This window comes from Citrobacter sp. Cm046, assembly GCF_030333065.1.
GTDB lineage: Bacteria > Pseudomonadota > Gammaproteobacteria > Enterobacterales > Enterobacteriaceae > Citrobacter > Citrobacter murliniae.
This window is the reverse complement of record NZ_JAOWGP010000040.1, coordinates 239612-262105: the sequence shown is the minus strand read 5'-3', so window position 1 is coordinate 262105 and position 22494 is coordinate 239612. Positions and strand designations below refer to the sequence as shown.

Sequence of the window (22494 nt, the reverse complement as noted above, 5' to 3'; positions counted from 1 at the left end):
AATAAATTCTCCGCCACAAACTACCACTAAAAATGTGGTTTTATATTTTTTGCTGCTGTGAATATCTAATTAACAGTTCGTGAATGATGTCAAAATAAGGCGCTGAAAATTGCGCAAGGGCAGGGTTTAATTTGTTACGGGGAATTACACTGCGACTAACACTATCCACGGATATTCAGAACATGCTGAACACTTATCCCTTAGCCAAAGACCTGCAGGTACTGGTGGACATTGTTCATACCGGAAGCTTTAGCGCTGCCGCCGCGACGCTGAGGCAAACACCTGCGTTTGTGACGAAACGCATTCAGATCCTTGAGCAAACGTTGGGGACTACACTGCTGAGCCGCTCTGCTCGGGGTGTGACACTAACGGAAAGTGGGCAGCGATGTTATGAACATGCGCTGGAGATCCTCGCCCGTTATCAGCACCTGGTGGATGACGTCACACGAATCAAAACACGCCCGGAAGGGATGATCCGTATCGGCTGTAGTTTTGGGTTTGGGCGTAGTTATATCGCCCCGGCTATTACCGAATTAATGCACAGTTATCCCGAATTACAGGTACATTTTGAGCTTTACGATCGGCAAATTGATTTAGCTCAGGATAATATCGATCTGGATATTCGTATTAATGATGAAATCCCAGACTATTATATTGCGCATTTGTTAACGAAAAATAAAAGGATATTGTGTGCAGCACCGATGTATTTACATAAATACGGTCAACCGATGACGCTACAGGAATTAAGCCACCATGATTGCCTGGTGACGAAAGAACGCGATATGACGCATGGGATATGGGAACTTAATAATGGGCAGGAGAAAAAATCGGTTAAGGTCGCAGGGCATCTGTCTTCTAACAGCGGCGAGATTGTGTTGCAGTGGGCGCTGCAAGGAAAGGGAATTATGTTGCGCTCCGAGTGGGATGTTCTGCCATTCCTGAAAAGCGGCGAGCTGGTACGTGTGCTACCGGATTATGCGCAAAGCGCCAATATTTGGGCGGTATATCGGGAGCCGTTATACCGTAGCACCAAGCTAAGAGTGTGTGTGGAGTTTCTGGCGACATGGTGTCAGCACCGATTGGGTAAACCTGGCGAAGGATATCAGGTTCCGTAGGCCGGATAAGACGCGTTAGCCTCGCCATCCGGCAGCAATTATTCGGGATCTTTTTCGCGTTTTTTCTTCAGCTTGGTCCAGATTTTCGGTTCCTGACGACGCCACAGACGCTGGATATTGTCATGATGGCGCAGCAGAATTAAGCACGACAACATAGAGACCGGGAAAGTGAACTGGGGTTTGAACCACCAGACATAAAACGGGGCAATCAGGGCGCTGACGATAGCCCCTAACGAAGAATAGCCGCTCAATAATACGGTTAGCAGCCACGTTCCCGCCATTACGCCAGTAAGATCCCAGCCTATTGGCGCTATCGCACCAAACGCAGTGGCTACGCCTTTACCGCCTTTAAAGCCAAAGAATACCGGCCAAATGTGGCCCAGACAGGCGGCGATAGCGATCAATCCCAACCAGAAGGGACTGACGCCTAGCGCATATGCGCCCCACACGGGTAACATACCCTTCAGGACGTCGAAAATCAGCACGGCTACGGCTGCTCCCTTGCCACCTATACGCAACACGTTTGTTGCGCCGGGGTTACCGGAGCCGCTGTCGCGTGGGTCGGGTAAACCCGCGAGGCGGCAGACCAGAATGGCACTGGAAATTGAGCCGCAGAGGTACGCGAAGATGATCATTCCAGGCGCGATTGCACTCATAAGCTGTTCCGTTTTGAAAATGTCGTGTAAAACGCTACTTCTGTGGATAATACGCATATTTCGCCGGAAGTGGTATCCGGGTTAGCCAAAAAGCAGGCAGGTCGTGATGGATATTGTATTTATAGAGCAACTTTCGGTAATCACCACTATCGGTGTTTACGACTGGGAACAAACCATCGAACAAAAACTGGTGTTCGATATCGAAATGGCGTGGGATAACCGCAAATCGGCCAAAAGCGACGATGTTGCTGATTGTCTAAGCTATGCTGATATAGCTCAAACCGTTGTCAGCCACGTGGAAGGCGGGCGATTTGCGCTGGTCGAACGTGTGGCAGAAGAAGTGGCGGAGTTGCTATTGAGTCGTTTTAATTCTCCATGGGTGCGTATCAAACTCAGTAAACCTGGGGCGGTGGCACGCGCGGCAAACGTTGGGGTGATCATTGAGCGTGGCAATACTCTGAAAGAAAATAATTAACTTAATAATATATAAACCAAACGTGTATAAAAGGGTCTTAAAGCAGGCTCTTTTTTTATTGTCCGTTTTTTTTATTTAGGGGTTTATTGATGAGCGATATGCACTCGCTGCTGGTGGCGGCCATTTTGGGTGTGGTTGAGGGGCTGACGGAGTTTTTACCTGTCTCCAGTACAGGCCATATGATTATTGTTGGCCATCTGCTGGGGTTTGAAGGTGATACCGCAAAAACATTTGAGGTGGTGATCCAACTGGGATCTATTCTGGCAGTTGTGGTGATGTTCTGGCGGCGTTTGTTTGGCCTGATTGGCATCCATTTCGGCAAAACCCCGCATGAAGGCACTGGCAAAGGACGTCTGACGTTGGGACATATTTTGCTGGGGATGATTCCGGCAGTCGTGTTGGGATTAGTGTTCCACGACATGATTAAGTCGCTGTTTAACCCAATTAACGTTATGTACGCACTGGTGGTCGGCGGTTTGTTGTTGATTGCTGCAGAATGCCTGAAACCCAAGGAACCGCGAGCACCGGGGTTGGATGATATGACTTATCGTCAGGCATTTATGATCGGTTGTTTCCAGTGTCTGGCTCTGTGGCCTGGCTTTTCGCGTTCTGGTGCGACCATCTCTGGTGGGATGCTGATGGGGGTGAGTCGTTATGCCGCATCTGAATTTTCGTTCCTGCTGGCAGTACCGATGATGATGGGCGCAACGGCGCTGGATCTCTACAAAAGCTGGTCGTTCCTGACGACAGCTGATATTCCTATGTTTGCTGTGGGTTTCGTGACGGCTTTTGTCGTGGCGCTGGTGGCGATCAAAACCTTCCTGCAATTGATTAAACGTATTTCGTTCATTCCGTTTGCGATTTACCGCTTTATTGTGGCTGCCGCTGTTTACGTTGTGTTCTTCTGAGTTTGCCATGGTGCCGGATGGTGACGCTTACTCGTCTTATCCGGCCACGCCTGCTGGGTAAGCGCTGAACGCTGTGTCAGTTATTACGTTTTCGGGCAACGTTGCTCTTTCCAGGCCGCTACTGCCGCAATGCGACGTCGGGTTAACTCCTCGCGAATTGCCGGTCCTTTAAATCCTGCTTCGACGACATCTTTTGTAGGAACTGCCTGCGCTGTCAGCCAGGCTTCGCGCAGCCAGCGGCCTTGCGGGTAATCTACCGCTTCGAAACCGGTTCGACCACGCACATCGGCCTCACTGGTCAGAGCGATTTGTTCCACACGATGTGGTTTACGCCAGGCATCGATGGAATCGAATAGCTTAACGATGGTTTTCGGCTGCAGTATCGGGAAGGTATGAATGAGATCGTGAAACTCGGCCACCAGTTTGGCTAAATCACGAATGTCATTTGGTACGCGCAAACGCTGGCACAATTGCTCTACCAGCTTAACACCTGCCGGGCCATGGCCGTGATGGCGAGGCCAGAGTGAGGGCGGTGTGAGTGATTTACCAAGATCATGACAAAGTGTGGCGAAACGCACGTCAACTTCCTGGCTCAGCATGGCGGCCATCGACAGTGTCATTAGGGTGTGTATTCCGGTGTCGATTTCTGGATGCCATTTTGCCGGTGCCGGTACGCCAAACAGAGCGTCTATTTCAGGAAACAGTACGCGTAAGGCACCGCAATCGCGAAGCACCTGGAAAAAGACCTGCGGATTGCGGGTGGTTAAGGCACTCTCAGTTTCTTTCCACACACGCTCTGGCGTAAGGTGCTCCAGTTCCCCTGCGTGGGTCATCTCCCGCATCAGCGCCATCGTTTCGTCGGCGATACGAAAACTAAGATGTGCATAGCGGGCAGCAAAGCGCGCCACACGCAGCACACGCAGCGGATCTTCGCTAAAGGCTGGAGAAACATGGCGCAACAGGCGGTTTTCGAGATCGCTACGTCCGTTATACGGGTCGATAATTTCCCCGTCATCGTCGCGAGCCAGGGCGTTTATCGTCAGGTCTCGTCGTTGGAGATCAGCTTCCAGCGTCACGTCTGAAGCGGCATAACAGGTAAACCCGGTATAGCCTGAGCCTGATTTTCTTTCGGTACGCGCCAGCGCATACTCTTCACGAGTTTTCGGATGGAGAAAAACAGGAAAATCGCGGCCTACCTGCTGGTAGCCCGCGTCAAGCATCTCTTGTGGCGTGGTACCGACAACAACCCAGTCTTTATCTTTAATCGGTAGCCCTAATAACGCATCCCGAACAGCACCACCGACCAGATAAATCTTCACGCCACTTTCCTTTTGAAAAAGTTAATCCCTTAATAATATGTCAGTGTGGCAGAGAAGGCGATTCAGTTCATCCAGCGATCTTTGCGTTTACGTGTTGGGATCATATGTGGCAGCACCAGACCGAGCAGCAGACCGAGTCCTAGCACGCCGCCGCCATACATAAACCACTGCATGATGATGGTACGCTGCTTGTCATCAAGCTGAAGGTTGGCTGCGCTGACTTTCTTTTGTGCCACAATAAGCTCGTTCTTCAGCTTCTGGTTTTCTGCTTTCAATCCATCGATCACGCTGTCGCTTTGCGCCACTTTTTGCTGCATATCGGCGGTGCGCTGATTCCAGGTGGTATCGATATTAGTGAGCTTATCGGTCAGAACTTTAACCTGATTTTCTAAGTCCGGGACGCGGGTGCGCAGGCTTGGCGTACTGTTCAGCTCTTTCTGTGGGATCCAGGCGGTACGCCCGGTACTGTCTTTGACCTGCGCGTAGTTGGTGCTGGCGTCGGTCTGTAATAGCGTAACTTCCTCGCCGGCGTTAACCGTACCCACGAGGCGATAGTTATCTCCTGGACCACTGCGGACCCAGGTGTTCAGTTCGTCAGAAACATAGCGCTTTTCTTCGGCATGGGAGACGGCAGTGGCGCTAAGTGCGAGTAAAGTTAATCCAATCAGGCGTAATTTTGGCATCAGGCTGTCGTTGTTGTCATAGAAAGTGGAACGATAGTAGTGGCAACAGTGTCTCTACGCAAAGCATTAGACATCAATCGGAATCATCTGTGTCCTTTTTGCCACCACTCGAAACTTTTACGCCCGTCAAATTGTCCGTTGCATGGCAATTTGGCGCAAAATACTATCTACTGACAATTAAGAAAGCACTTAGTTCGCAGTCTGTCTTCTCAACTGTGACATAACCCATAAGTACAAGATCATGGCCCAGGAAATCGAATTAAAGTTTATCGTCAATAGTGATGCCGTAGATGCGCTACGTGAACATCTGAATACGCTGGGGGGAGAGCACCATGCGCCCAGCCAGTTACTGAATATTTATTACGAAACGCCGGATGCGTGGCTGCGTGCTCACGATATGGGGCTGCGTATTCGCGGTGAGAATGGTTGTTATGAAATGACCATGAAAATTGCCGGAAGAGTGACGGGCGGCCTGCATCAGCGACCGGAATATAACATTGCGCTGAGTGAACCAGTGCTGGATCTCGCACAGTTTCCTGTGGAAATCTGGCCCAATGGCGAGCTGCCAGCCGATCTCGCTTCCCAGGTACAACCGATGTTTAGCACCGATTTTTACCGTGAGAAATGGCGCCTTGATGTTGACGGTAGCCAGATTGAAATCGCCCTTGACCTTGGGGACGTGAAGGCGGGAGAGTTCGCTGAGCCTATCTGTGAGCTGGAACTTGAGCTCTTAAGCGGCGATACCCGTGCAGTGCTGAAGCTGGCGAACCAACTGGTTTCGCAAACGGGTTTACGCCAGGGCAGCCTGAGTAAGGCGGCACGCGGTTATCATTTGGCTCAAGGAAATGCGCCACGCGAACTCAAACCCACGAGCATTCTGAAAGTGCCTGCGAAGGCGAGCATTGAACAAGGGTTGGAAGCTGCGCTGGAGCTGGCGCTGTCACAATGGCAGTACCATGAAGAGTTGTGGGTTCGCGGTGTCAAAGGGGCGAAAGCCGAGGTGCTGGCGGCTATGGGGTTGGTTCGTCACATCCTGATGCTGTTTGGCGGTAATGTTCCGCGTAAAGCGAGCGCTCACTTACGTGATTTACTGACCCAGTCGGAAGCGACCATTGCCTCGGAAGTTTCTGCTGTTTCAGCGGTGTATAGTACGCAAACGGCGATGGCAAAACTGGCGCTTACCGAATGGTTAGTGACCAAAGCGTGGCAACCGTTTCTGGATGCTAAGGCGCAGGGCAAAATTGCCGATTCCTTCAAGCGTTTTTCCGATACCCATCTTTCACGTCATGCGGCTGAATTGAAAACTGTTTTTGGTCAGCCGTTGGGCGATCAATATACCGATCAGATCCCGCGTCTGAGCCGCAACATTGATAGCGTTCTGATGCTGGCGGGATACTACGACGAACATGTCGCGTCGGAGTGGATTGCCAACTGGCAGGGTTTACTTCATGCCATCAAAACTCGTCAACATATTGAAATTGAACACTTCCGCAATGAAGCGATCTCTCAGGAACCGTTCTGGCTGCATAGCGGAAAACGTTAATCAGAGCCGAAGCAGGGATGCCTGATGGCGCTCTACTTATTCGGCCTACGCGATAGGTGCATGTATCATGTAGTCCGGATAAGGCGAAACATAGCCATCCGGCATCATTGAAAGGATAAGCCTTAAATGAAGCAGCTCTCTTCACCATTACAGCAGTACTGGCCGACCGTTGTTGAGCGTTTGCCAACAGCACTTCCTGAGGCATCGCTGAGTATTCAGGCGAAGTCAGTACTTACATTCAGCGATTTTGTCCGCGATAGCATTATTGCTCATCCTGAGTGGCTAAAGGAGCTGGAAAGCGCGCCCGTCCAGGCTGATGAATGGCAGCGCTATGCCGCCTGGTTACAGCGCGCGCTGTCAGACGTACACGATGAAACGGCGTTAATGCGCGAGCTTCGACTGTTCCGTCGTCGCATCATGGTGCGTATTGCCTGGGCACAGACGCTGTCGCTGGTGGCTGAAGAGAGTATTTTGCAACAGTTAAGTCATCTGGCGGAGACGTTGATTATCGCAGCGCGTGACTGGCTGTATGACGCCTGCTGTCGAGAATGGGGAACACCCTGTAATTCGGACGGCGTTGCGCAACCGCTGCTGATTTTAGGCATGGGGAAACTGGGCGGGGGCGAGCTGAACTTTTCCTCTGATATCGACCTGATTTTTGCCTGGCCGGAACATGGATCTACGCAGGGCGGGCGGCGTGAACTGGATAACGCGCAGTTTTTCACCCGCATGGGACAGCGCCTCATCAAAGTGTTGGATCAACCAACGATGGATGGTTTTGTCTATCGGGTGGACATGCGTTTACGTCCGTTTGGCGACAGTGGTCCGCTGGTACTGAGTTTCTCTGCGTTGGAAGATTACTACCAGGAGCAGGGACGTGACTGGGAACGTTACGCGATGGTTAAAGCGCGTATTATGGGGGATGCTGACGGCACCTACGTCAGCGAGCTTCGCGCTATGCTGCGGCCTTTTGTTTTCCGTCGCTACATCGATTTCAGCGTGATTCAATCTCTGCGTAACATGAAAGGGATGATTGCCCGTGAAGTCCGCCGGCGCGGCCTGAAGGACAACATAAAGCTGGGGGCGGGCGGCATTCGTGAAATCGAATTTATCGTTCAGGTATTCCAGCTCATTCGCGGCGGGCGCGAACCCTCGCTGCAATCCCGCTCGTTACTCCCTACGCTTAGTGCGATCAATGCACTGCATCTGCTGTCTGATAATGATGCGGAACACCTGCGAACCGCCTATCTCTTTTTACGTCGTCTGGAAAATCTGCTGCAGAGCATCAATGACGAACAGACCCAGACGCTGCCGGGTGATGAGCTAAATAGGGCCCGCCTGGCATGGGGTATGGGGGCGGATGACTGGCAGCAGTTAACCGATACGTTGGCAATACATATGGGCAACGTGCGTCGGGTATTTAACGAATTAATTGGCGATGATGAAACTGATACACAGGAAGAGTCGCTGTCGGAACAGTGGCGTGAACTTTGGCAGGACGCGTTGCAGGAAGATGACACCACACCAGTGCTGACGCATCTGGCGGATGACGATCGTCGCCGCGTGCTGGCTCTTATTGCTGATTTCCGCAAAGAGCTGGATAAACGTACGATTGGCCCACGGGGGCGACAGGTGTTGGATCATTTGATGCCGCACCTGCTGAGCGATGTCTGTTCCCGCGATGATGCTTCCGTACCGTTGTCGCGTATTACCCCGCTACTGGTGGGCATTGTCACCCGCACCACCTATCTGGAGCTGCTGAGTGAATTCCCTGGCGCGCTGAAGCATTTGATTTCGTTATGTGCCGCCTCGCCGATGGTGGCCAGCCAGCTGGCGCGGTATCCGTTGCTGCTTGACGAGCTGCTTGACCCTAATACCTTGTACCAACCAACCGCAACCGACGCTTATCGTGACGAGTTACGCCAGTATTTACTGCGTGTGCCGGAAGATGATGAAGAACAGCAACTGGAAGCGCTGCGTCAGTTTAAGCAAACGCAACTGCTGCGTATCGCAGCGGCTGATATCGCTGGTACGCTACCGGTGATGAAAGTGAGTGACCATCTGACTTGGCTGGCGGAAGCCATTATTGATGCCGTGGTGCAGCAGGCCTGGATGCAAATGGTCGCCCGTTATGGGCAACCAACCCATCTTGGCGATCGCGATGGTCGTGGTTTTGCCGTTGTCGGTTATGGCAAGCTGGGTGGCTGGGAGCTGGGTTACAGCTCCGATCTGGATTTGATCTTCCTGCATGATTGCCCGATGGATGTGATGACTGACGGTGAACGTGAGATTGACGGTCGGCAGTTTTATCTGCGTTTGTCGCAGCGCATTATGCATCTTTTCAGCACCCGTACTTCTTCCGGCATTTTGTATGAAGTGGATGCTCGGCTGCGCCCATCCGGTGCTGCAGGAATGCTGGTAACATCCACCGAAGCCTTCGCCGATTATCAGCGCAACGAAGCCTGGACGTGGGAGCATCAGGCACTGGTACGCGCTCGTGTGGTTTATGGCGACCCGCAATTGACCTCTCAGTTTGACGCGGTGCGCCGCGATATCATGACACTCGCTCGCGACGGGAAAACTTTACAGACTGACGTGCGCGAAATGCGTGAGAAAATGCGTGCACATTTGGGCAATAAACATCGCGATCGTTTTGATATCAAAGCCGATGAAGGTGGGATCACCGATATTGAGTTTATTACGCAATATCTGGTGTTGCGCTATGCCCATGAAAAACCGAAGTTGACGCGCTGGTCGGATAATGTGCGCATTCTGGAATTACTGGCGCAGAACGACATTATGGATGAGCAGGAAGCACTGGCGCTTACCCGCGCCTACACGACGTTGCGTGATGAGCTTCACCACCTTGCTCTGCAGGAGCTTCCGGGACATGTCGCGCCGGAGTGCTTTAGTGCAGAGCGCTCACTGGTGCGGAGTAGCTGGCAGAAGTGGCTGGTTGCTGAGTGAAGTGTGCTATTATCGCGCGCAAATTTTAAGACCCTCAGAGAATCTCTCAGGAGACAGGAATGAAAGTAACGCTGCCAGAGTTTGAACGTGCAGGAGTCATGGTTGTCGGTGATGTGATGCTGGATCGCTACTGGTACGGGCCTACCAGCCGTATTTCGCCAGAAGCGCCGGTGCCGGTGGTCAAAGTGGATACCATTGAAGAACGTCCAGGCGGTGCGGCAAACGTGGCGATGAACATTGCCTCTCTGGGAGCGAATTCTCGTCTGGTTGGGCTGACCGGTATTGATGATGCGGCTCGTGCGCTGAGTAAAACGCTGGCTGATGTGAACGTGAAATGTGACTTTGTTTCCGTGCCGACGCATCCGACAATCACTAAACTACGCGTACTTTCCCGCAACCAACAGCTGATTCGCCTGGACTTTGAGGAAGGCTTTGAAGGTGTGGATCCGCAGCCGCTGCATGAACGTATTAACCAGGCTCTGGGTTCAATTGGTGCTCTGGTACTTTCTGATTACGCCAAAGGCGCTCTGGCCAGCGTACAGCAGATGATTGCACTGGCGCGTAATGCTGGCGTTCCGGTGCTGATTGATCCGAAAGGCACTGATTTTGAGCGCTATCGTGGTGCGACGCTGCTGACGCCGAACCTGTCTGAGTTTGAAGCTGTTGCCGGTAAGTGCAAAAGCGAAGACGACCTCGTTGAACGTGGTATGAAGGTGATTGCTGATTTCGACCTTTCCGCACTGCTGATAACGCGCTCTGAGCAGGGCATGACCTTGTTGCAGCCGGGTAAAGCACCGCTGCATATGCCAACCCAGGCACAGGAAGTGTATGACGTTACCGGTGCGGGGGATACGGTTATCGGCGTGCTGGCGGCAACGCTTGCAGCAGGTAACACGCTGGAGGAAGCATGCTATTTTGCTAATGCCGCAGCGGGTGTTGTCGTTGGTAAGCTTGGGACATCAACCGTTTCACCGATTGAGCTGGAAAACGCCGTGCGTGGTCGGGCGGAGACCGGTTTTGGCGTGATGAGTGAAACAGAATTGAAACAAGCCGTAGCCAGCGCCCGTAAGCGTGGTGAGAAAGTGGTGATGACCAACGGTGTGTTTGACATCCTGCACGCAGGCCATGTCTCTTATCTGGCGAATGCGCGTAAGCTTGGCGATCGTCTGATCGTTGCGGTGAACAGTGATGCTTCCACCAAACGTCTGAAAGGCGAAACCCGTCCGGTCAACCCGCTCGAACAGCGAATGATCGTGCTGGGTGCGCTGGAATCCGTCGACTGGGTGGTCTCTTTTGAAGAAGATACTCCGCAACGCCTGATTGCTGGCATTCTGCCGGATCTGCTGGTGAAAGGCGGTGATTATAAGCCAGACGAGATTGCGGGCAGTGAAGAGGTGTGGGCTAACGGTGGTGAAGTTCTGGTGCTGAACTTCGAAGACGGTTGCTCAACAACAAATATTATCAAAAAGATCCAGAAAGACAGCGATAAGTGATGAATGCCGGAAATGCACCGAACTTTTCGTTGCGGTGCGCTTCCTCCTGTTGACGCTGCTGTTTTTTCAACCCAGAGTGCAGGAATAAGGGTGAGAGGGGATTTTTCCCCCTCTGATTGACTGTTAATGAGCCTGGAAACTTATCAGTAACAGCACCCAGTATGATGACTCGTTTCATCATAACCCTTTCCCTATTAAAGCCCCTTCTTCGAGAGGGGGTTTCTCGTTGCAACCCCTTGCTGACAAGGCGATTGTTGGTGTGCGTCTATGCGGCGCAAGGGCTTCCTCGTCTCACTTTTCTATTGCTGGATCGGTTACGCAAAACAGAGATTTTCCTGGAGAACTGTTCGTGATCTTAATACCGTCGTTGGACTTCATTGGCTCAACGATTATCCCCTCACAGATTTTGTAGAAAAGTGTGAAGCAAGGCCTTTAATGTGCGCACTTAATGCACAGAACAGCTTCGCATATAGGTAAATACTGAGATCAGAAAAAGCATATAGCCTTAACAGATATTCAATAACTGGAGGGTATGCTCATGAACAGCAATATGTATTCACTGAACAATTTTGATTTCCTGGCCCGGAGTTTTGCCAGGATGCAGGCTGAGGGCCACGCTGTTGATATCCAGGCTGTGACTGGAAACATGGATGAGGAACATCGCAGCTGGTTTTGCAAACGCTACGCACTTTATTGCCAGCAGGCCAGAGAGGCGAAGAAATTAGAGCTGGAACACTAACAGATCAACGGGCCTTGCGGCCCGTTGCCATTTTTACTCTTGTGGATCGACTGGCGGGATCGCCGGAGCAGGCTTAACTTCGGCCGGTTTTTCACGTGCTTCCAGCTCAGTAAGACGTTGCTCAAGCAGCGCCAGCTTTTCACGGGTGCGCAGTAAAACCTGGGTTTGTACGTCAAATTCTTCGCGGCTAACCAGATCCAGACGCGTCAGCTGTGACTGCAGTGTTTGGCGGATTTTCTTCTCGACGTCTTCCCCAAACTCGCGGATCCCTTTCGGCATCGACTCGTGAACCTGACGAGCAATCTGCTCAATTTTTTTCGGGTCAATCATGGTGGTTTCCCTGAACTGGTACGTGTTGCTGCCTATTGTAGTGCGATATGGCACAGGCATAAACCAGAATTGTGTGAAGCTAAGTCGAGTAAAGGCGTTGATGACAGTAATCAATAGCGTTATAGTTAACCCGCTTATTCTCAGGGCGGGGCGAAATTCCCCACCGGCGGTAAATCAACTGATGTTGAAAGCCCGCGAGCGCTTTGAGTGCAAACTCAAAGGTCAGCAGATCCGGTGTAATTCCGGGGCCGACGGTTAGAGTCCGGATGGGAGAGAGTAACGATCCAGCCGGGCATGGACCCGCTCACGTTATTTTTTTGCCGCTTAAACGGTACTCCTAAGACTGCCCTGATTCTGGTAACCATAATTTTAGTGAGGTTTTTTTACCATGAATCAGACGCTACTTTCCTCTTTTGGTACGCCTTTCGAACGTGTTGAACATGCGCTGTCTGCGCTGCGTGAAGGACGCGGTGTAATGGTGCTTGACGATGAAGACCGTGAAAACGAAGGCGATATGATTTTCCCGGCAGAAACCATGACCGTTGAACAGATGGCGCTGACCATCCGTCACGGCAGTGGTATTGTCTGCCTGTGCATCACTGAAGACCGCCGTAAACAGCTCGATCTGCCTATGATGGTGGAAAATAACACCAGTGCTTACGGTACTGGTTTTACTGTGACTATCGAAGCTGCAGAAGGCGTAACTACCGGTGTTTCCGCTGCTGACCGTGTCACCACGGTTCGCGCTGCGATTAAGGATGGTGCGAAACCTTCTGATCTGAACCGTCCGGGACACGTTTTCCCGCTGCGCGCTCAGGCAGGCGGTGTGTTAACGCGTGGTGGTCATACTGAAGCCACCATTGATCTGATGACGCTGGCAGGTTTTAAACCGGCTGGTGTGTTGTGTGAATTGACCAATGATGATGGCACCATGGCGCGTGCGCCAGAGTGCATCGAATTTGCAGGCAAGCACAATATGGCAGTTGTCACTATCGAAGATTTAGTGGCTTACCGTCAGGCGCACGAGCGTAAAGCCAGCTGAGTTTTTGGCCATGCCCGTCGTGGCGATGCATAAAAAAACCGAAGTCAGTTTTCTGACTTCGGTTTTTTGTTACTGCGGCCAGGCTATTTTGCGCTGATCAGCTTGAGTATCCACGCACAACTCATCACCAGTAAAAACGCTAAACATAAACCAAAGGCCAGCAAACAGGATTGCGCCATATTCATAAATTGCCATGGCGGGATCAAATACCAGCCTTCGGACTGCTGGTAGAGATCGATAAACCATTGCTGTGTGCTGCTAAGCGTTACGCCATCAGGAACGACAGGCGCGTCATACCCGCAATCTCCAGTGGGTTTAAACCATTCTGGTGCCCAGTTTGCCAGTGGCAAATTGAAAGGGAATGTCGGATCGGTGGAACATCCCTGCACACCAAACAGTGAATCCGGGTCTGGGTTATGTACTGCATGATGAATGCTATTAAGCTTGATCGAGAACTTAACACCCATGATGCTGCCGTAAAACGCCGCGATACAGCCAATGAGCTTCAGAATGATATTTCTCGGGTTTACTGCCGCAATCAACCCACCAAAAACCATCACGAACATGGCAAAGCGAATGTAAACACACTGCTCGCAGGGTGCCATGTAGAGATAGATCTGGAAGAAAGAGTGCGCCAGTATAATTAACCCACCCATTGCGAGTGCCATAAACAACCACAGAAAGCGTTGTTCCTGCCACCTCACCAGAGTATCAACCGGCGTAGTACGTAAATTCCGCCACAATCCCTTTATGAAAGCCATAGCCTTATCCCTGTTTATTTCGCTGCCAGTTCCCTGACAAGTTCAGCCATAGAATCAATGGATTTGATGCTCTTGGTGTAGATCAGGTATTTACCATTGACGACGTAAGCCGGAACGCCCTGAATTTTGGCAACATCATAGGCCGCTTTCCATTTCTCTAGTGTTTCCTGAACGGCAGGTTCTTTTAATGTGCTTTCAAAGTCTGCCTGGCTCATACCTGCAGCATCCAGACCTGTTTTGATGAATGATGCTGGATCTTTGCCATCTGACCAGCGTTCTTTTTTGTCATGATAAGCTGCGTAGTAAGCAAATTTCGCTTTTTTGAACTGTGACTTCGCATCAAATAATGAAATACCTGCTGCTTTATCTTTGGATATCATCACGGCAAACACTTCGCTGGCTTGTTTGCCATATTCACCTTTAGTTTCCAGATGGAACGGCGTAAAGGTGACGAGATCTGCAACCTTATCTGATACAGGGCCGGTGACGGCTTTATCGTATTTGTAGCAGAACGGACAGGCGTAACTAAATACTTTGATTAATGTTTTATCGGCATTAGGAATAGGTTTTTCCAGAACCATATAATCGGTGCCTTCGGTAAAAGCGGATGCCGTAAAAGGCGCGACAAGCGCTGCAGTTAACACCATGCTTTTAAATAATGAAGTAATCCATTTAGCTGACATAGTTTATCCTTAATACAACGATTTTATTTAAATATGTGTTGTGGACGAATCGGTAATGCCCGGTAGTGGGTCTGGTTGGGTTTATCTGAAAGGACATCAATTTCAACTTTGACTTCTTTTGTTTTGTAGTCAATTTCATTGATCTTGCCGATTGTCGGTTTGCCAACATCAAATAAATTAATAGAACCGCCGAATCCAAACATTGTGTCACGGTCTTTTTGATATTCGATAACGGAAGTTATGGGACTATAGAAATCATAACCACGCTCTTTACCGTATTCCCAGATTTGTTGGACGGTTCCTTTTTTCTCGTCAATTTTATATTCGACGAAACGGGAGTACTTCATGGTTGGTAATGCTGGTTGCTCAAGCCCTCGGCCATCACCATTATCAAAGATGGTTAATGTTCCTTTACTGGATAGCCAGGCGGTATGTTGGGTATAGGTAAAATCGAAATCGGTGTTTTCGCACTTGCCATTTTCGTCACACTTCAGTGCATTACCTTTCGCATCTACCGGTTTTAACAGCTTGCTCGCCAGCTTTGTATTCCAGCCTTTAGAGGGTGCGAGGATCCACTTAACCTGCTTATCACGACCAATTTTGACGACGCCCTGGTGGCGAGAGGAAAGAATAATCGAGTCATCCTTGGCGTCGTAGGCGATAGAGTTGACGTGCGCCCAGTTACGGCCAGCCCCCACACCCAGAGCATCGCCGTAAGGGGTATCTGGCTCCAGTTTTGCTTGTTGACCGGCATGAGCGAGGTCGACATTCACGCATACCGCACCTGCGTCCAGTGCCCCCAGTAACGCATCGCGTAGCGGGTCGAGAATTTTTGTCAGGTCCCATACGTCAACAACGCGGCCGGATCTGTCGACTTCGAGGATTTGGTCACGGATGGTATGTACATGTACTCCATCTTCTTTACGGTAATTGCGTTTTCCTACGCGCAGTAATACCGTGCCCTTAACCGTTTCGATAGACTCATGCGTAGCGTCAAGGAAGCCGCGTGGCAGTTTATGATCTTCCAGAATTTGCCCCATCATATCGAATTCGTACCAGTGTTGCCCCTGTACAGCTGTGAACGTCCCGCGAGGCGTTTCACGAATCCCCATCAGGTAACCACGTTTATTGATATTAACATCATGCCCGTCATAGAACGTCTCTTGATCCAACCACCAGCGGTACTCACCTTCTGTGTCAACGACGAAGGTAAACGGAGCGATGTCGAAGGGAAGTGCGCCTCCGGCAGGTCCTGCATCAAGAATGCCGGCATTTTTATCTTTTTCGCCATGCCAGTGAATATCTGATCCCTGGGAAGTAAAGGTGTGGGTATTTACAAGATAAAGGCGATCTTCAAAACCTGGTGCGACTTTAATAACCTTGGTTTGTTGCAGATCGGATATAGAACGGTTATCCATATAATGATTAACGATGGCAGAAGTTTGCACTACATAATCATCTTTCATCGGTTTACCATTTTCTTTATATTCAACGGTAACATTATTGGCGAACTTTTGATAAAGGCCAAAAATAGGTACGCCATCATAAGTGATTAACGATTCTTTGCCTACGTTATAGGTAATGGGAACTCCTTTTTCACCTTTACCGTGTACGGTTACTTTGACATCTGAAATGACATGGCTGTCTAATTCAACCAATGCGGTCAGCGGTGCATTTCCATAAGGGTCAACAATTACCGCGCCCAGATTTCCTGCTGGTTGTGCCGGTTTAAAACCTGCAGCAAAAGAATTTGCTGCGGTTAATCCGTATGCCAGGGCAATAGTACCGACCAGTAGCTTTTTACGGTATTGCTTAAACATGGATATATCTCCTTATATTACCTGTAAATATAATGACGATGAATATATTATGTTTGTAGTGATGTATGACTTGATATAAAATATAGGGGAGAGCATAGCTTTATAATTTATTTGTTTTTTGAAATATATAAATTATCAATATTCGGTGTCTTTAATACTTTTGATAGTAAGTGAGTGATATTTTCAGAACAATAAATATTATTATGGAGTGTGATCGTTTCGACATTGTTTTCTTTTTAATACATGTTCTGTGATTGACCTTGTCTACTGGTTTATATGATCGAAATCATATATTTGTTTCTACATTATGCCACTATAGGGGTAGGTCAAAATAAGGTTATGTGAAATTTTAACGTTAAATGTTTAATGATGTTAAATTTTAAGGGTAAAAGAATGTTTATTGCCTGGTATTGGATTGTATTAATTGCACTCGTTGCTGTTGGTTATTATTGCCATATGAAGCGTTATTGCAAAGCGTTTCGACAAGACAGAGATGCATTACTGGAGGCACGTAACAAGCTCTTTCGTCGCACGGGCGAAGATGGCAGCACGGTCAGGGATCAGGAATAATTTCTGCTGTAGTTGAGGCGGATGGGCTGAACTACAGCGTAACATCCGCCATCTGTATTACCCGATGCCCATTGATTGCAGGATCACCAGGCTCAGCCCCATTACTGACATTCCACAGAGCACGCCATAGCTCGGATTATTATTGGGGTCGATTTCTTTAGCCAGCGGCATCAATTCATCTACTGATAACGCGACCATAATACCGGCTACAGCGGCCATAATTGCTGCCATCACAACCGGTGAAATCAGACTACCCAGAATTAACCACGCCAGTACCCCACCCAGTATTTCCGCCATACCTGAGATCCCTGCCCAGAATATCGCTGTGCGTTTGGAGCCGGTTGCGGCATAGACTGGTCCGGCAACGGCTAGACCTTCAGGAATATTATGTAATGCAACAGCCAGGGCGATGCCAAAACCCAGTTCGAGATTGCTGCTGGCGGTAACAAAAGTAGCAATCCCTTCCGGGAAGTTGTGCAGACTAATGCCAAGAGTTAATAAAATTGCGGTACGTTTTATGGAGCTGGGTAAAGGCAGTTTTGTTTTTTGCACCAGATCCTGAGGATGTGCGTGTGGCAGAAGGCGATCCAGACCAAAATAGCCCAGCAAACCAACAATAAACATCCCGTAGCCGAGTACTGGCGACATCCCTTCAGCGGCCAGCGCGGCGGGCAGCATTTCCATCAGGGAGATAAGCAGCATAATACCTGCGGCAAAACCCAGAGAAAAGGCGAGTACGCGATTAGAGGGTTTTTGTCCCAGAACGCCAAGAAACGCGCCAATAAAGGTGGCAGCCCCCGCCAGCAAAGTCAGAAGTAAAGGTACTGACATCGACAAATCCAACTCCTTATCAATCTGCTATCCGGCCAGATCGTCAAAATAACTGATGATCTCCATCATGGTTATCTGAGTTCTTCATCAACCGAAAAAGCGTATTGTGGTGATATCAAAATGACTCCCTCAGTAAGGATATCATCATGTCTTCAACTCGTATGCCAGCATTGTTTTTGGGTCATGGCAGCCCGATGAATGTTCTGGAAGATAACGTTTATACCCGTGCCTGGCAGCAACTGGGGGAAACGTTGCCACGTCCAAAAGCCATCGTTGTGGTATCGGCGCACTGGTTCACTCGTGGGACTGGCGTGACCGCCATGGAAGCACCAAAAACGATTCACGATTTTGGTGGGTTTCCACAGGCATTGTATGACACCCATTATCCGGCTCCCGGTTCACCCGAACTGGCGCAACATCTGGTGGATTTGCTTTCACCCGTACCGGTTACGTTAGACAAAGAAGCCTGGGGTTTCGACCACGGCTCATGGGGTGTGTTGATCAAGATGTACCCGAATGCAGATATTCCGATGGTACAGCTAAGCATCGACAGCACTAAGCCTGCTGCCTGGCATTTTGAAACAGGACGCAAACTGGCGGCGCTGCGTGATGAGGGCATCATGCTGATTGCCAGCGGTAACGTGGTGCATAACCTGCGGACAGCACGTTGGCACGGCGAGAATACGCCATACCCATGGGCGACCTCATTTAATGATTATGTGAAGGCAAACCTGACCTGGCAGGGACCTGTTGAGCAGCATCCACTGATCAACTATCTCGACCATGAAGGCGGTTCGCTGTCGAACCCGACGCCGGATCACTATCTGCCGCTGCTGTACGTTTTAGGTGCATGGGATGGCAAAGAACCTGTCACGATCCCGGTGGACGGTATTGAGATGGGTAGCCTGAGTATGCTGTCGGTGCAGGTAGGCTGATTTTTACCCGCAGTAATTGAGTGAAGGCCGGGTCAGGCGAAATCGCCACCCGGCACACGCACATTACTCGACAAAGATATGCGGATAGAAGCGAGAGAGATCCTGAGTGATCAATGCCCGATCTTCGCGAATGCCGATCCCGGCAGGTTGATCGTTAATCAGCCAACTACCGATCAACATGTAGCTGTCGCCAAACTTCGGTAGCTGATGGAACTGTTGTACGATCATTCCTTCTTCACCGTACGGACCTTCTACCGCTTCGATCGTTTTACCGTTCTCAATGATGGATACGTTGGCACCTTCACGGGAGAAGATGGGCTTCACGACGAATTTTTCCATCTGCGGATAGTCGTCTTCGGCGAAATACGCAGGCAACAGGTTCGGATGGTTGGGGAACATTTCCCACAGCAGAGGCAATAGCGCTTTATTAGAGATAATGCTTTTCCAGGCCGGTTCCAGCCAGCGAACACCAGCGTCTTCCAGCTTGGTGGAGAACATCTCGCGCAGCATAAACTCCCACGGATAGAGCTTAAACAGGTTGGCAATAACCTGATCCTCTAAGTCTGTGAACTGACCTTTTTCGCCAAGGCCAATATCTTCGACATAGAGGAATTCGGTCGCGATTTCCGCCTCGGCCGCGCAATCCTGCAGATACTGAATAGTCCCGCGATCTTCGACGGTATCGCGACAGCAGGTCAGGTGCAGCAACTGAAAACCATACTGTTCGCGCAACTCGGTAAAGCGCTCAATCAGCTTTTCCTGCAGGCTGTTGAACTGATCGCTACCTTCCGGCAGGTTCCCTGCATTGAGCTGATCTTCCAGCCAGATCCACTGGAAAAATGCGGCTTCGTACAGAGACGTTGGCGTATCAGCGTTGTTTTCCAGCAGCTTGGGTTCACCAGTGCCATCCCACGCCAGATCAAGGCGCGAATAGAGCGATGGTTGCTGGGTCTGCCAGGACTGGCGGACAAAGCCCCAGACATGCTTGGGAATGCGAAACTTCGTCATCAGTTCATCGCTGGCGATGACTCTTTCAACGACTTTGAGACACATTTGGTGCAGCTCAGCAGTGACATCTTCCAGCTTTTCAACCTGAGCAAGCGTGAGCTTGTAGTAGGCGTCTTCACACCAGTATGGCTCGCCGTACATGGTGTGGAAGTTGAAACCGTATTCGGTGGCCTTATCGCGCCAGTCCGGGCGCTCGACAATACTGATTCTTTCCATGTAGATCAGCCACCCATTGAACGTGTGGTGGTACCGCTTGCGCTACGCTGCATGGTGCTCTGTTTTGCCACAGACTCACCAAAACCACCGCGAGTTACGGTTGATGTGGTTGCCGGTTTTGGCGCCATTGCCGTTTTCGGTACGGTCATCGTGCGGCCTGGCTGTGCAGCGCCGTAGTTCTTACCACCTGCATCCGTATATTTGCCGTATGCCGGGCTGGCTGGGTTTTTCGAGCTGAAGAGAGGCTGCTGAGCGCCCATTCCGCCGCCCATCATACGACCCATCATATAACCCGCCATCAGCGGCATCCAGAAGCTGCCACTGCTTTGGTTCTGCGCCTGTGCCTGGCCTTCACCGGTCGGTGCCATACCTGCCTGTGCAGGTGCTTGCTGGCACTGGCCTTCGCCAAATTCAGCGATACAGTCTTCGCGAGTGGCGTATTTAGGCGCGGTACGTTCTGCTTCTTTCAGCGCGTTGTTGAATGCGGTAGTACATTCGGCGCTTTTACCCGGATTCGCTGCAGAGCAGTCATCTGCGTTTTGATAAAGCGAAACTGTTTCGTCACTCTTCTCACAGCCCGCCAGCATAAAAACAGCGGTCACTGCCAGAGCGACAGGAGTTAAATGGCGTGCGCTCCAGCTTTTGCGGAATGACGCGTGATGTATAGATTTTGTCCGTTTCATTTATGTCTTCCAGGACCCAGTAGTAAATACTGCTCAGAATAGTGGATGACTGGTCGAAATTGAAGCGGGAAGAGGCGAGAATGCGGAAGAAGGGGCGGATCTTTACGTTGCCTTACGTTCAGACGGGGCCGAAGCCCCGTCATCAGCATCAGTTACGGAACGGGTTGTTGCCGTTACTGCTGCTGGTTGTACGTGCTGCAGTCGGCTGGGCCGCTGGCGCCGCGTTATTCGCGGTATAGCCATCAGCAGCTGCGTCTTGCTGTGAGTTTTCCGGTGCAACCGCTTCGGGCGCGGTAGAAATCGGTTTGCCCAACGTATTGTTCAACGCTACCAGATCCTGCTCGTTTAACGTACCGAGCGCAGACTTGATGTTTAACTGGTTGATCAGATAGGTATAACGGGCATTAGCTAACTGTTGCTTCGCGTTGTACAGCGTGGTGGTTGCGTCCAACACATCCACGATAGTACGTGTACCCACGGAATAGCCTGCTTCCATCGCATCTAAAGAGCTTTGCGCAGAGACAACCGCTTGTTTGTACGCATTAATGCTACTGATAGAAGCATTGATGTTGTTGAAGGATGAACGGACGGTCTGCACCACGCTACGGTGTGCGCTCTCCAACTGCTCACTCGCGCCAACAAAGTTGTACTGCGCTTGTTTCACCTGAGAGTTAACCATCCCGCCCTGGTACAGCGGCAGTGAGAAGCTCAGACCGATTTTGTTCTGGCCCATATTGCTATCGTCGTACTGGGAACCAGTAGCACCACGGGTTTTAGAACCGCTGTAAGAGGTGTCGGAAACACCGGTAGAGGCGGTTAAATCCAGGGTCGGTAAATGACCGTCCTGCGCAAGACGAATTTGTTCACGTGCCAGGTCTTGGCTTAAACGCGCCTGCAATAAGGTCAGGTTGCGGTTTTCCGCTTCTTTCAGCAGGGCATTAACCGCCTGCGGTTTGTTGGTTTTAAAGCCATCAACGTTCAGCGAAGCCAGTTCCGGATAGTAGTTACCGGTTACCTGGCGCAGTTGTTCTACCGCGTTATCCAGATTGTTACGTGCGGTAACTTCATTTGCCAGTACGGTATCGTATTGTGAACGGGCGTTCTGCACATCAGTGATGGCGACCAGACCAACATTAAAACGCTGAGTGGTCTGATCTAACTGACGGTAGACGGCATCTTTCTGTGCCTGGGTGTAAGAAAGCACGTCGATTGCGTTCAATACGTTAAAATAGGCTGTGGCAGTGTTCAGGATCAGCGTTTGCTGATCGGTCTGATAAGTTACGTCCTGGATGCCTGCTGATTTTTCTTGCAGCGTCAGGGCGCGCCATTTCGACATATCGAAAAGAGACTGAGTCAACTGCAAGGACGCGCTGGTGGCGTTGGAGTTAACGCCGTTTGCGTCACGGTAGCCATTGCTGTAGGTGTAATCGGCACCTAAACCCAGTTGCGGCAGTAAAGGACTACGCGCTTCGTTAATTTTTTCGAATGCAGCATCGCGATCGGCGGCGGATTTACGTAATTCCGGGTTGCTCAGGCGTGCTTGCTGATAAACCTGCATCAGGTTTTCTGCCTGGCTCAAAGCACTGAACCCCGACAGGCTCAGGCCGATAAGGATGGGGAGCAATTTCTTCATTTGCATTCCTTGTTGTGAAGCAGTATTTAGCGCTGATCAAATTGTAAAAATAATTGCTGATTCTAGCAGAATCCGCCACTTCAA

The 22494-nt window shown here is 50.4% G+C and carries 22 protein-coding genes and 1 riboswitch; of the genes, 10 read left to right on the top strand and 12 right to left on the bottom strand.

The features are described from left to right. Window positions 1-182: 182 nt before the first annotated feature. The gene (ttdR, locus tag OGX98_RS13295; protein ID WP_286595380.1) at window positions 183-1115 is read left to right on the top strand and encodes an L-tartrate utilization transcriptional activator TtdR; all 933 of its coding nucleotides are present in this window, start codon (window positions 183-185) and stop codon (window positions 1113-1115) included. 38 nt (window positions 1116-1153) lie between these two features. Here ttdR and plsY read toward each other — a convergent pair whose 3' ends face one another. After that, window positions 1154-1771, bottom strand: coding sequence for a glycerol-3-phosphate 1-O-acyltransferase PlsY (gene plsY / locus OGX98_RS13290; RefSeq protein ID WP_045449781.1), 618 nt, complete (start codon window positions 1769-1771; stop codon window positions 1154-1156). Window positions 1772-1877: 106 nt separating this feature from the next. On the opposite strand from plsY, the gene folB reads away from it, so the two are divergent. Continuing rightward, a complete protein-coding gene (gene folB, locus OGX98_RS13285; protein ID WP_045447677.1) occupies window positions 1878-2246 on the top strand; it encodes a bifunctional dihydroneopterin aldolase/7,8-dihydroneopterin epimerase in 369 nt (122 codons plus the stop codon). A gap of 89 nt (window positions 2247-2335) precedes the next feature. Next, window positions 2336-3154 carry an undecaprenyl-diphosphate phosphatase gene (bacA, locus tag OGX98_RS13280; RefSeq protein WP_045447674.1) on the top strand — a complete coding sequence of 273 codons (819 nt, stop codon included), beginning with the start codon at window positions 2336-2338 and terminating at the stop codon, window positions 3152-3154. 83 nt (window positions 3155-3237) lie between these two features. Here the strand turns inward: bacA and OGX98_RS13275 are convergent, their stop codons facing one another. After that, a complete protein-coding gene (locus tag OGX98_RS13275; RefSeq protein ID WP_045447671.1) occupies window positions 3238-4473 on the bottom strand; it encodes a multifunctional CCA addition/repair protein in 1236 nt (411 codons plus the stop codon). A 62-nt stretch (window positions 4474-4535) separates the two neighbouring features. Next, window positions 4536-5156: a TIGR04211 family SH3 domain-containing protein gene (locus tag OGX98_RS13270; RefSeq protein ID WP_286595379.1), complete on the bottom strand. Its 621-nt coding sequence runs from the start codon at window positions 5154-5156 to the stop codon at window positions 4536-4538. 241 nt (window positions 5157-5397) lie between these two features. Here OGX98_RS13270 and OGX98_RS13265 point away from each other — a divergent pair, with 241 nt between their 5' ends. The 3 genes from OGX98_RS13265 (at window position 5398) to hldE (ending at window position 11159) form a co-directional block, all read left to right on the top strand. Further along, entirely contained in the window at window positions 5398-6699 is a 1302-nt protein-coding gene (locus tag OGX98_RS13265) for a CYTH domain-containing protein (RefSeq protein ID WP_286595378.1), read from the top strand. A gap of 126 nt (window positions 6700-6825) precedes the next feature. Next, window positions 6826-9666, top strand: coding sequence for a bifunctional [glutamate--ammonia ligase]-adenylyl-L-tyrosine phosphorylase/[glutamate--ammonia-ligase] adenylyltransferase (gene glnE, locus OGX98_RS13260; protein WP_286595377.1), 2841 nt, complete (start codon window positions 6826-6828; stop codon window positions 9664-9666). A gap of 59 nt (window positions 9667-9725) precedes the next feature. Further along, window positions 9726-11159 carry a bifunctional D-glycero-beta-D-manno-heptose-7-phosphate kinase/D-glycero-beta-D-manno-heptose 1-phosphate adenylyltransferase HldE gene (hldE, locus tag OGX98_RS13255; RefSeq protein ID WP_045447661.1) on the top strand — a complete coding sequence of 478 codons (1434 nt, stop codon included), beginning with the start codon at window positions 9726-9728 and terminating at the stop codon, window positions 11157-11159. Here the strand turns inward: hldE and OGX98_RS13250 are convergent. Next, entirely contained in the window at window positions 11128-11340 is a 213-nt protein-coding gene (locus OGX98_RS13250) for a hypothetical protein (protein ID WP_136345236.1), read from the bottom strand. The genes hldE and OGX98_RS13250 overlap by 32 nt on opposite strands. Before the next feature lie 351 nt (window positions 11341-11691). On the opposite strand from OGX98_RS13250, the gene glgS reads away from it, so the two are divergent. Then, entirely contained in the window at window positions 11692-11898 is a 207-nt protein-coding gene (gene glgS / locus OGX98_RS13245; RefSeq protein WP_136345237.1) for a cell surface composition regulator GlgS, read from the top strand. Between the two features lie 33 nt (window positions 11899-11931). Here glgS and ubiK read toward each other — a convergent pair whose 3' ends face one another. After that, the gene (gene ubiK / locus OGX98_RS13240) at window positions 11932-12228 is read right to left on the bottom strand and encodes a ubiquinone biosynthesis accessory factor UbiK (RefSeq protein WP_045447655.1); all 297 of its coding nucleotides are present in this window, start codon (window positions 12226-12228) and stop codon (window positions 11932-11934) included. A gap of 132 nt (window positions 12229-12360) precedes the next feature. Next, window positions 12361-12510: riboswitch (FMN riboswitch) on the top strand. 106 nt (window positions 12511-12616) lie between these two features. Here ubiK and ribB point away from each other — a divergent pair. Next, window positions 12617-13270, top strand: coding sequence for a 3,4-dihydroxy-2-butanone-4-phosphate synthase (gene ribB / locus OGX98_RS13235; protein WP_003828424.1), 654 nt, complete (start codon window positions 12617-12619; stop codon window positions 13268-13270). A gap of 83 nt (window positions 13271-13353) precedes the next feature. Here ribB and dsbI read toward each other — a convergent pair whose 3' ends face one another. Genes dsbI through assT form a run of 3 tightly spaced genes read right to left on the bottom strand, consistent with a single transcriptional unit; the run spans window position 13354 to window position 16534 of the window. Beyond that, entirely contained in the window at window positions 13354-14031 is a 678-nt protein-coding gene (gene dsbI / locus OGX98_RS13230) for a protein-disulfide oxidoreductase DsbI (protein WP_045447644.1), read from the bottom strand. Window positions 14032-14045: 14 nt separating this feature from the next. Further along, complete coding sequence (locus OGX98_RS13225; RefSeq protein WP_200010011.1) at window positions 14046-14714, bottom strand: thiol:disulfide interchange protein DsbA/DsbL; 669 nt, start codon at window positions 14712-14714, stop codon at window positions 14046-14048. A 23-nt stretch (window positions 14715-14737) separates the two neighbouring features. Next, complete coding sequence (assT, locus tag OGX98_RS13220; protein WP_286595375.1) at window positions 14738-16534, bottom strand: arylsulfate sulfotransferase AssT; 1797 nt, start codon at window positions 16532-16534, stop codon at window positions 14738-14740. Window positions 16535-16927: 393 nt separating this feature from the next. Here assT and OGX98_RS13215 point away from each other — a divergent pair, with 393 nt between their 5' ends. Beyond that, window positions 16928-17104, top strand: coding sequence for a hypothetical protein (locus OGX98_RS13215; RefSeq protein WP_071829036.1), 177 nt, complete (start codon window positions 16928-16930; stop codon window positions 17102-17104). A 57-nt stretch (window positions 17105-17161) separates the two neighbouring features. Here the strand turns inward: OGX98_RS13215 and zupT are convergent, their stop codons facing one another. Next, window positions 17162-17935, bottom strand: a complete 774-nt coding sequence (gene zupT / locus OGX98_RS13210; protein WP_045447636.1) for a zinc transporter ZupT — start codon at window positions 17933-17935, stop codon at window positions 17162-17164. A gap of 146 nt (window positions 17936-18081) precedes the next feature. Here zupT and ygiD point away from each other — a divergent pair, with 146 nt between their 5' ends. After that, the gene (gene ygiD, locus OGX98_RS13205; protein ID WP_200041810.1) at window positions 18082-18870 is read left to right on the top strand and encodes a 4,5-DOPA-extradiol-dioxygenase; all 789 of its coding nucleotides are present in this window, start codon (window positions 18082-18084) and stop codon (window positions 18868-18870) included. Between the two features lie 63 nt (window positions 18871-18933). Here the strand turns inward: ygiD and OGX98_RS13200 are convergent, their stop codons facing one another. The 3 genes from OGX98_RS13200 to tolC form a co-directional block, all read right to left on the bottom strand. After that, on the bottom strand, window positions 18934-20094 hold the full coding sequence (locus OGX98_RS13200; RefSeq protein WP_200010008.1) for a glutathionylspermidine synthase family protein: 1161 nt from the start codon (window positions 20092-20094) through the stop codon (window positions 18934-18936). A 5-nt stretch (window positions 20095-20099) separates the two neighbouring features. After that, window positions 20100-20777, bottom strand: coding sequence for a DUF1190 family protein (locus tag OGX98_RS13195; RefSeq protein WP_045447627.1), 678 nt, complete (start codon window positions 20775-20777; stop codon window positions 20100-20102). Window positions 20778-20925: 148 nt separating this feature from the next. Beyond that, complete coding sequence (gene tolC, locus OGX98_RS13190) at window positions 20926-22410, bottom strand: outer membrane channel protein TolC (RefSeq protein WP_045447624.1); 1485 nt, start codon at window positions 22408-22410, stop codon at window positions 20926-20928. Window positions 22411-22494 lie beyond the last annotated feature (84 nt).

Bases quoted from the DNA above. Each gene is read 5' to 3' on its own strand.
- ttdR (WP_286595380.1), top strand. From the start codon at position 183: ATGCTGAACACTTATCCCTTAGCCAAAGACCTGCAGGTACTGGTGGAC.
- plsY (WP_045449781.1), bottom strand. From the start codon at position 1,771: ATGAGTGCAATCGCGCCTGGAATGATCATCTTCGCGTACCTCTGCGGC.
- folB (WP_045447677.1), top strand. From the start codon at position 1,878: ATGGATATTGTATTTATAGAGCAACTTTCGGTAATCACCACTATCGGT.
- bacA (WP_045447674.1), top strand. From the start codon at position 2,336: ATGAGCGATATGCACTCGCTGCTGGTGGCGGCCATTTTGGGTGTGGTT.
- OGX98_RS13270 (WP_286595379.1), bottom strand. From the start codon at position 5,156: ATGCCAAAATTACGCCTGATTGGATTAACTTTACTCGCACTTAGCGCC.
- OGX98_RS13265 (WP_286595378.1), top strand. From the start codon at position 5,398: ATGGCCCAGGAAATCGAATTAAAGTTTATCGTCAATAGTGATGCCGTA.
- glnE (WP_286595377.1), top strand. From the start codon at position 6,826: ATGAAGCAGCTCTCTTCACCATTACAGCAGTACTGGCCGACCGTTGTT.
- hldE (WP_045447661.1), top strand. From the start codon at position 9,726: ATGAAAGTAACGCTGCCAGAGTTTGAACGTGCAGGAGTCATGGTTGTC.
- OGX98_RS13250 (WP_136345236.1), bottom strand. From the start codon at position 11,340: ATGATGAAACGAGTCATCATACTGGGTGCTGTTACTGATAAGTTTCCA.
- glgS (WP_136345237.1), top strand. From the start codon at position 11,692: ATGCTCATGAACAGCAATATGTATTCACTGAACAATTTTGATTTCCTG.
- ubiK (WP_045447655.1), bottom strand. From the start codon at position 12,228: ATGATTGACCCGAAAAAAATTGAGCAGATTGCTCGTCAGGTTCACGAG.
- ribB (WP_003828424.1), top strand. From the start codon at position 12,617: ATGAATCAGACGCTACTTTCCTCTTTTGGTACGCCTTTCGAACGTGTT.
- dsbI (WP_045447644.1), bottom strand. From the start codon at position 14,031: ATGGCTTTCATAAAGGGATTGTGGCGGAATTTACGTACTACGCCGGTT.
- OGX98_RS13225 (WP_200010011.1), bottom strand. From the start codon at position 14,714: ATGTCAGCTAAATGGATTACTTCATTATTTAAAAGCATGGTGTTAACT.
- assT (WP_286595375.1), bottom strand. From the start codon at position 16,534: ATGTTTAAGCAATACCGTAAAAAGCTACTGGTCGGTACTATTGCCCTG.
- OGX98_RS13215 (WP_071829036.1), top strand. From the start codon at position 16,928: ATGTTTATTGCCTGGTATTGGATTGTATTAATTGCACTCGTTGCTGTT.
- zupT (WP_045447636.1), bottom strand. From the start codon at position 17,935: ATGTCAGTACCTTTACTTCTGACTTTGCTGGCGGGGGCTGCCACCTTT.
- ygiD (WP_200041810.1), top strand. From the start codon at position 18,082: ATGTCTTCAACTCGTATGCCAGCATTGTTTTTGGGTCATGGCAGCCCG.
- OGX98_RS13200 (WP_200010008.1), bottom strand. From the start codon at position 20,094: ATGGAAAGAATCAGTATTGTCGAGCGCCCGGACTGGCGCGATAAGGCC.
- OGX98_RS13195 (WP_045447627.1), bottom strand. From the start codon at position 20,777: ATGAAACGGACAAAATCTATACATCACGCGTCATTCCGCAAAAGCTGG.
- tolC (WP_045447624.1), bottom strand. From the start codon at position 22,410: ATGAAGAAATTGCTCCCCATCCTTATCGGCCTGAGCCTGTCGGGGTTC.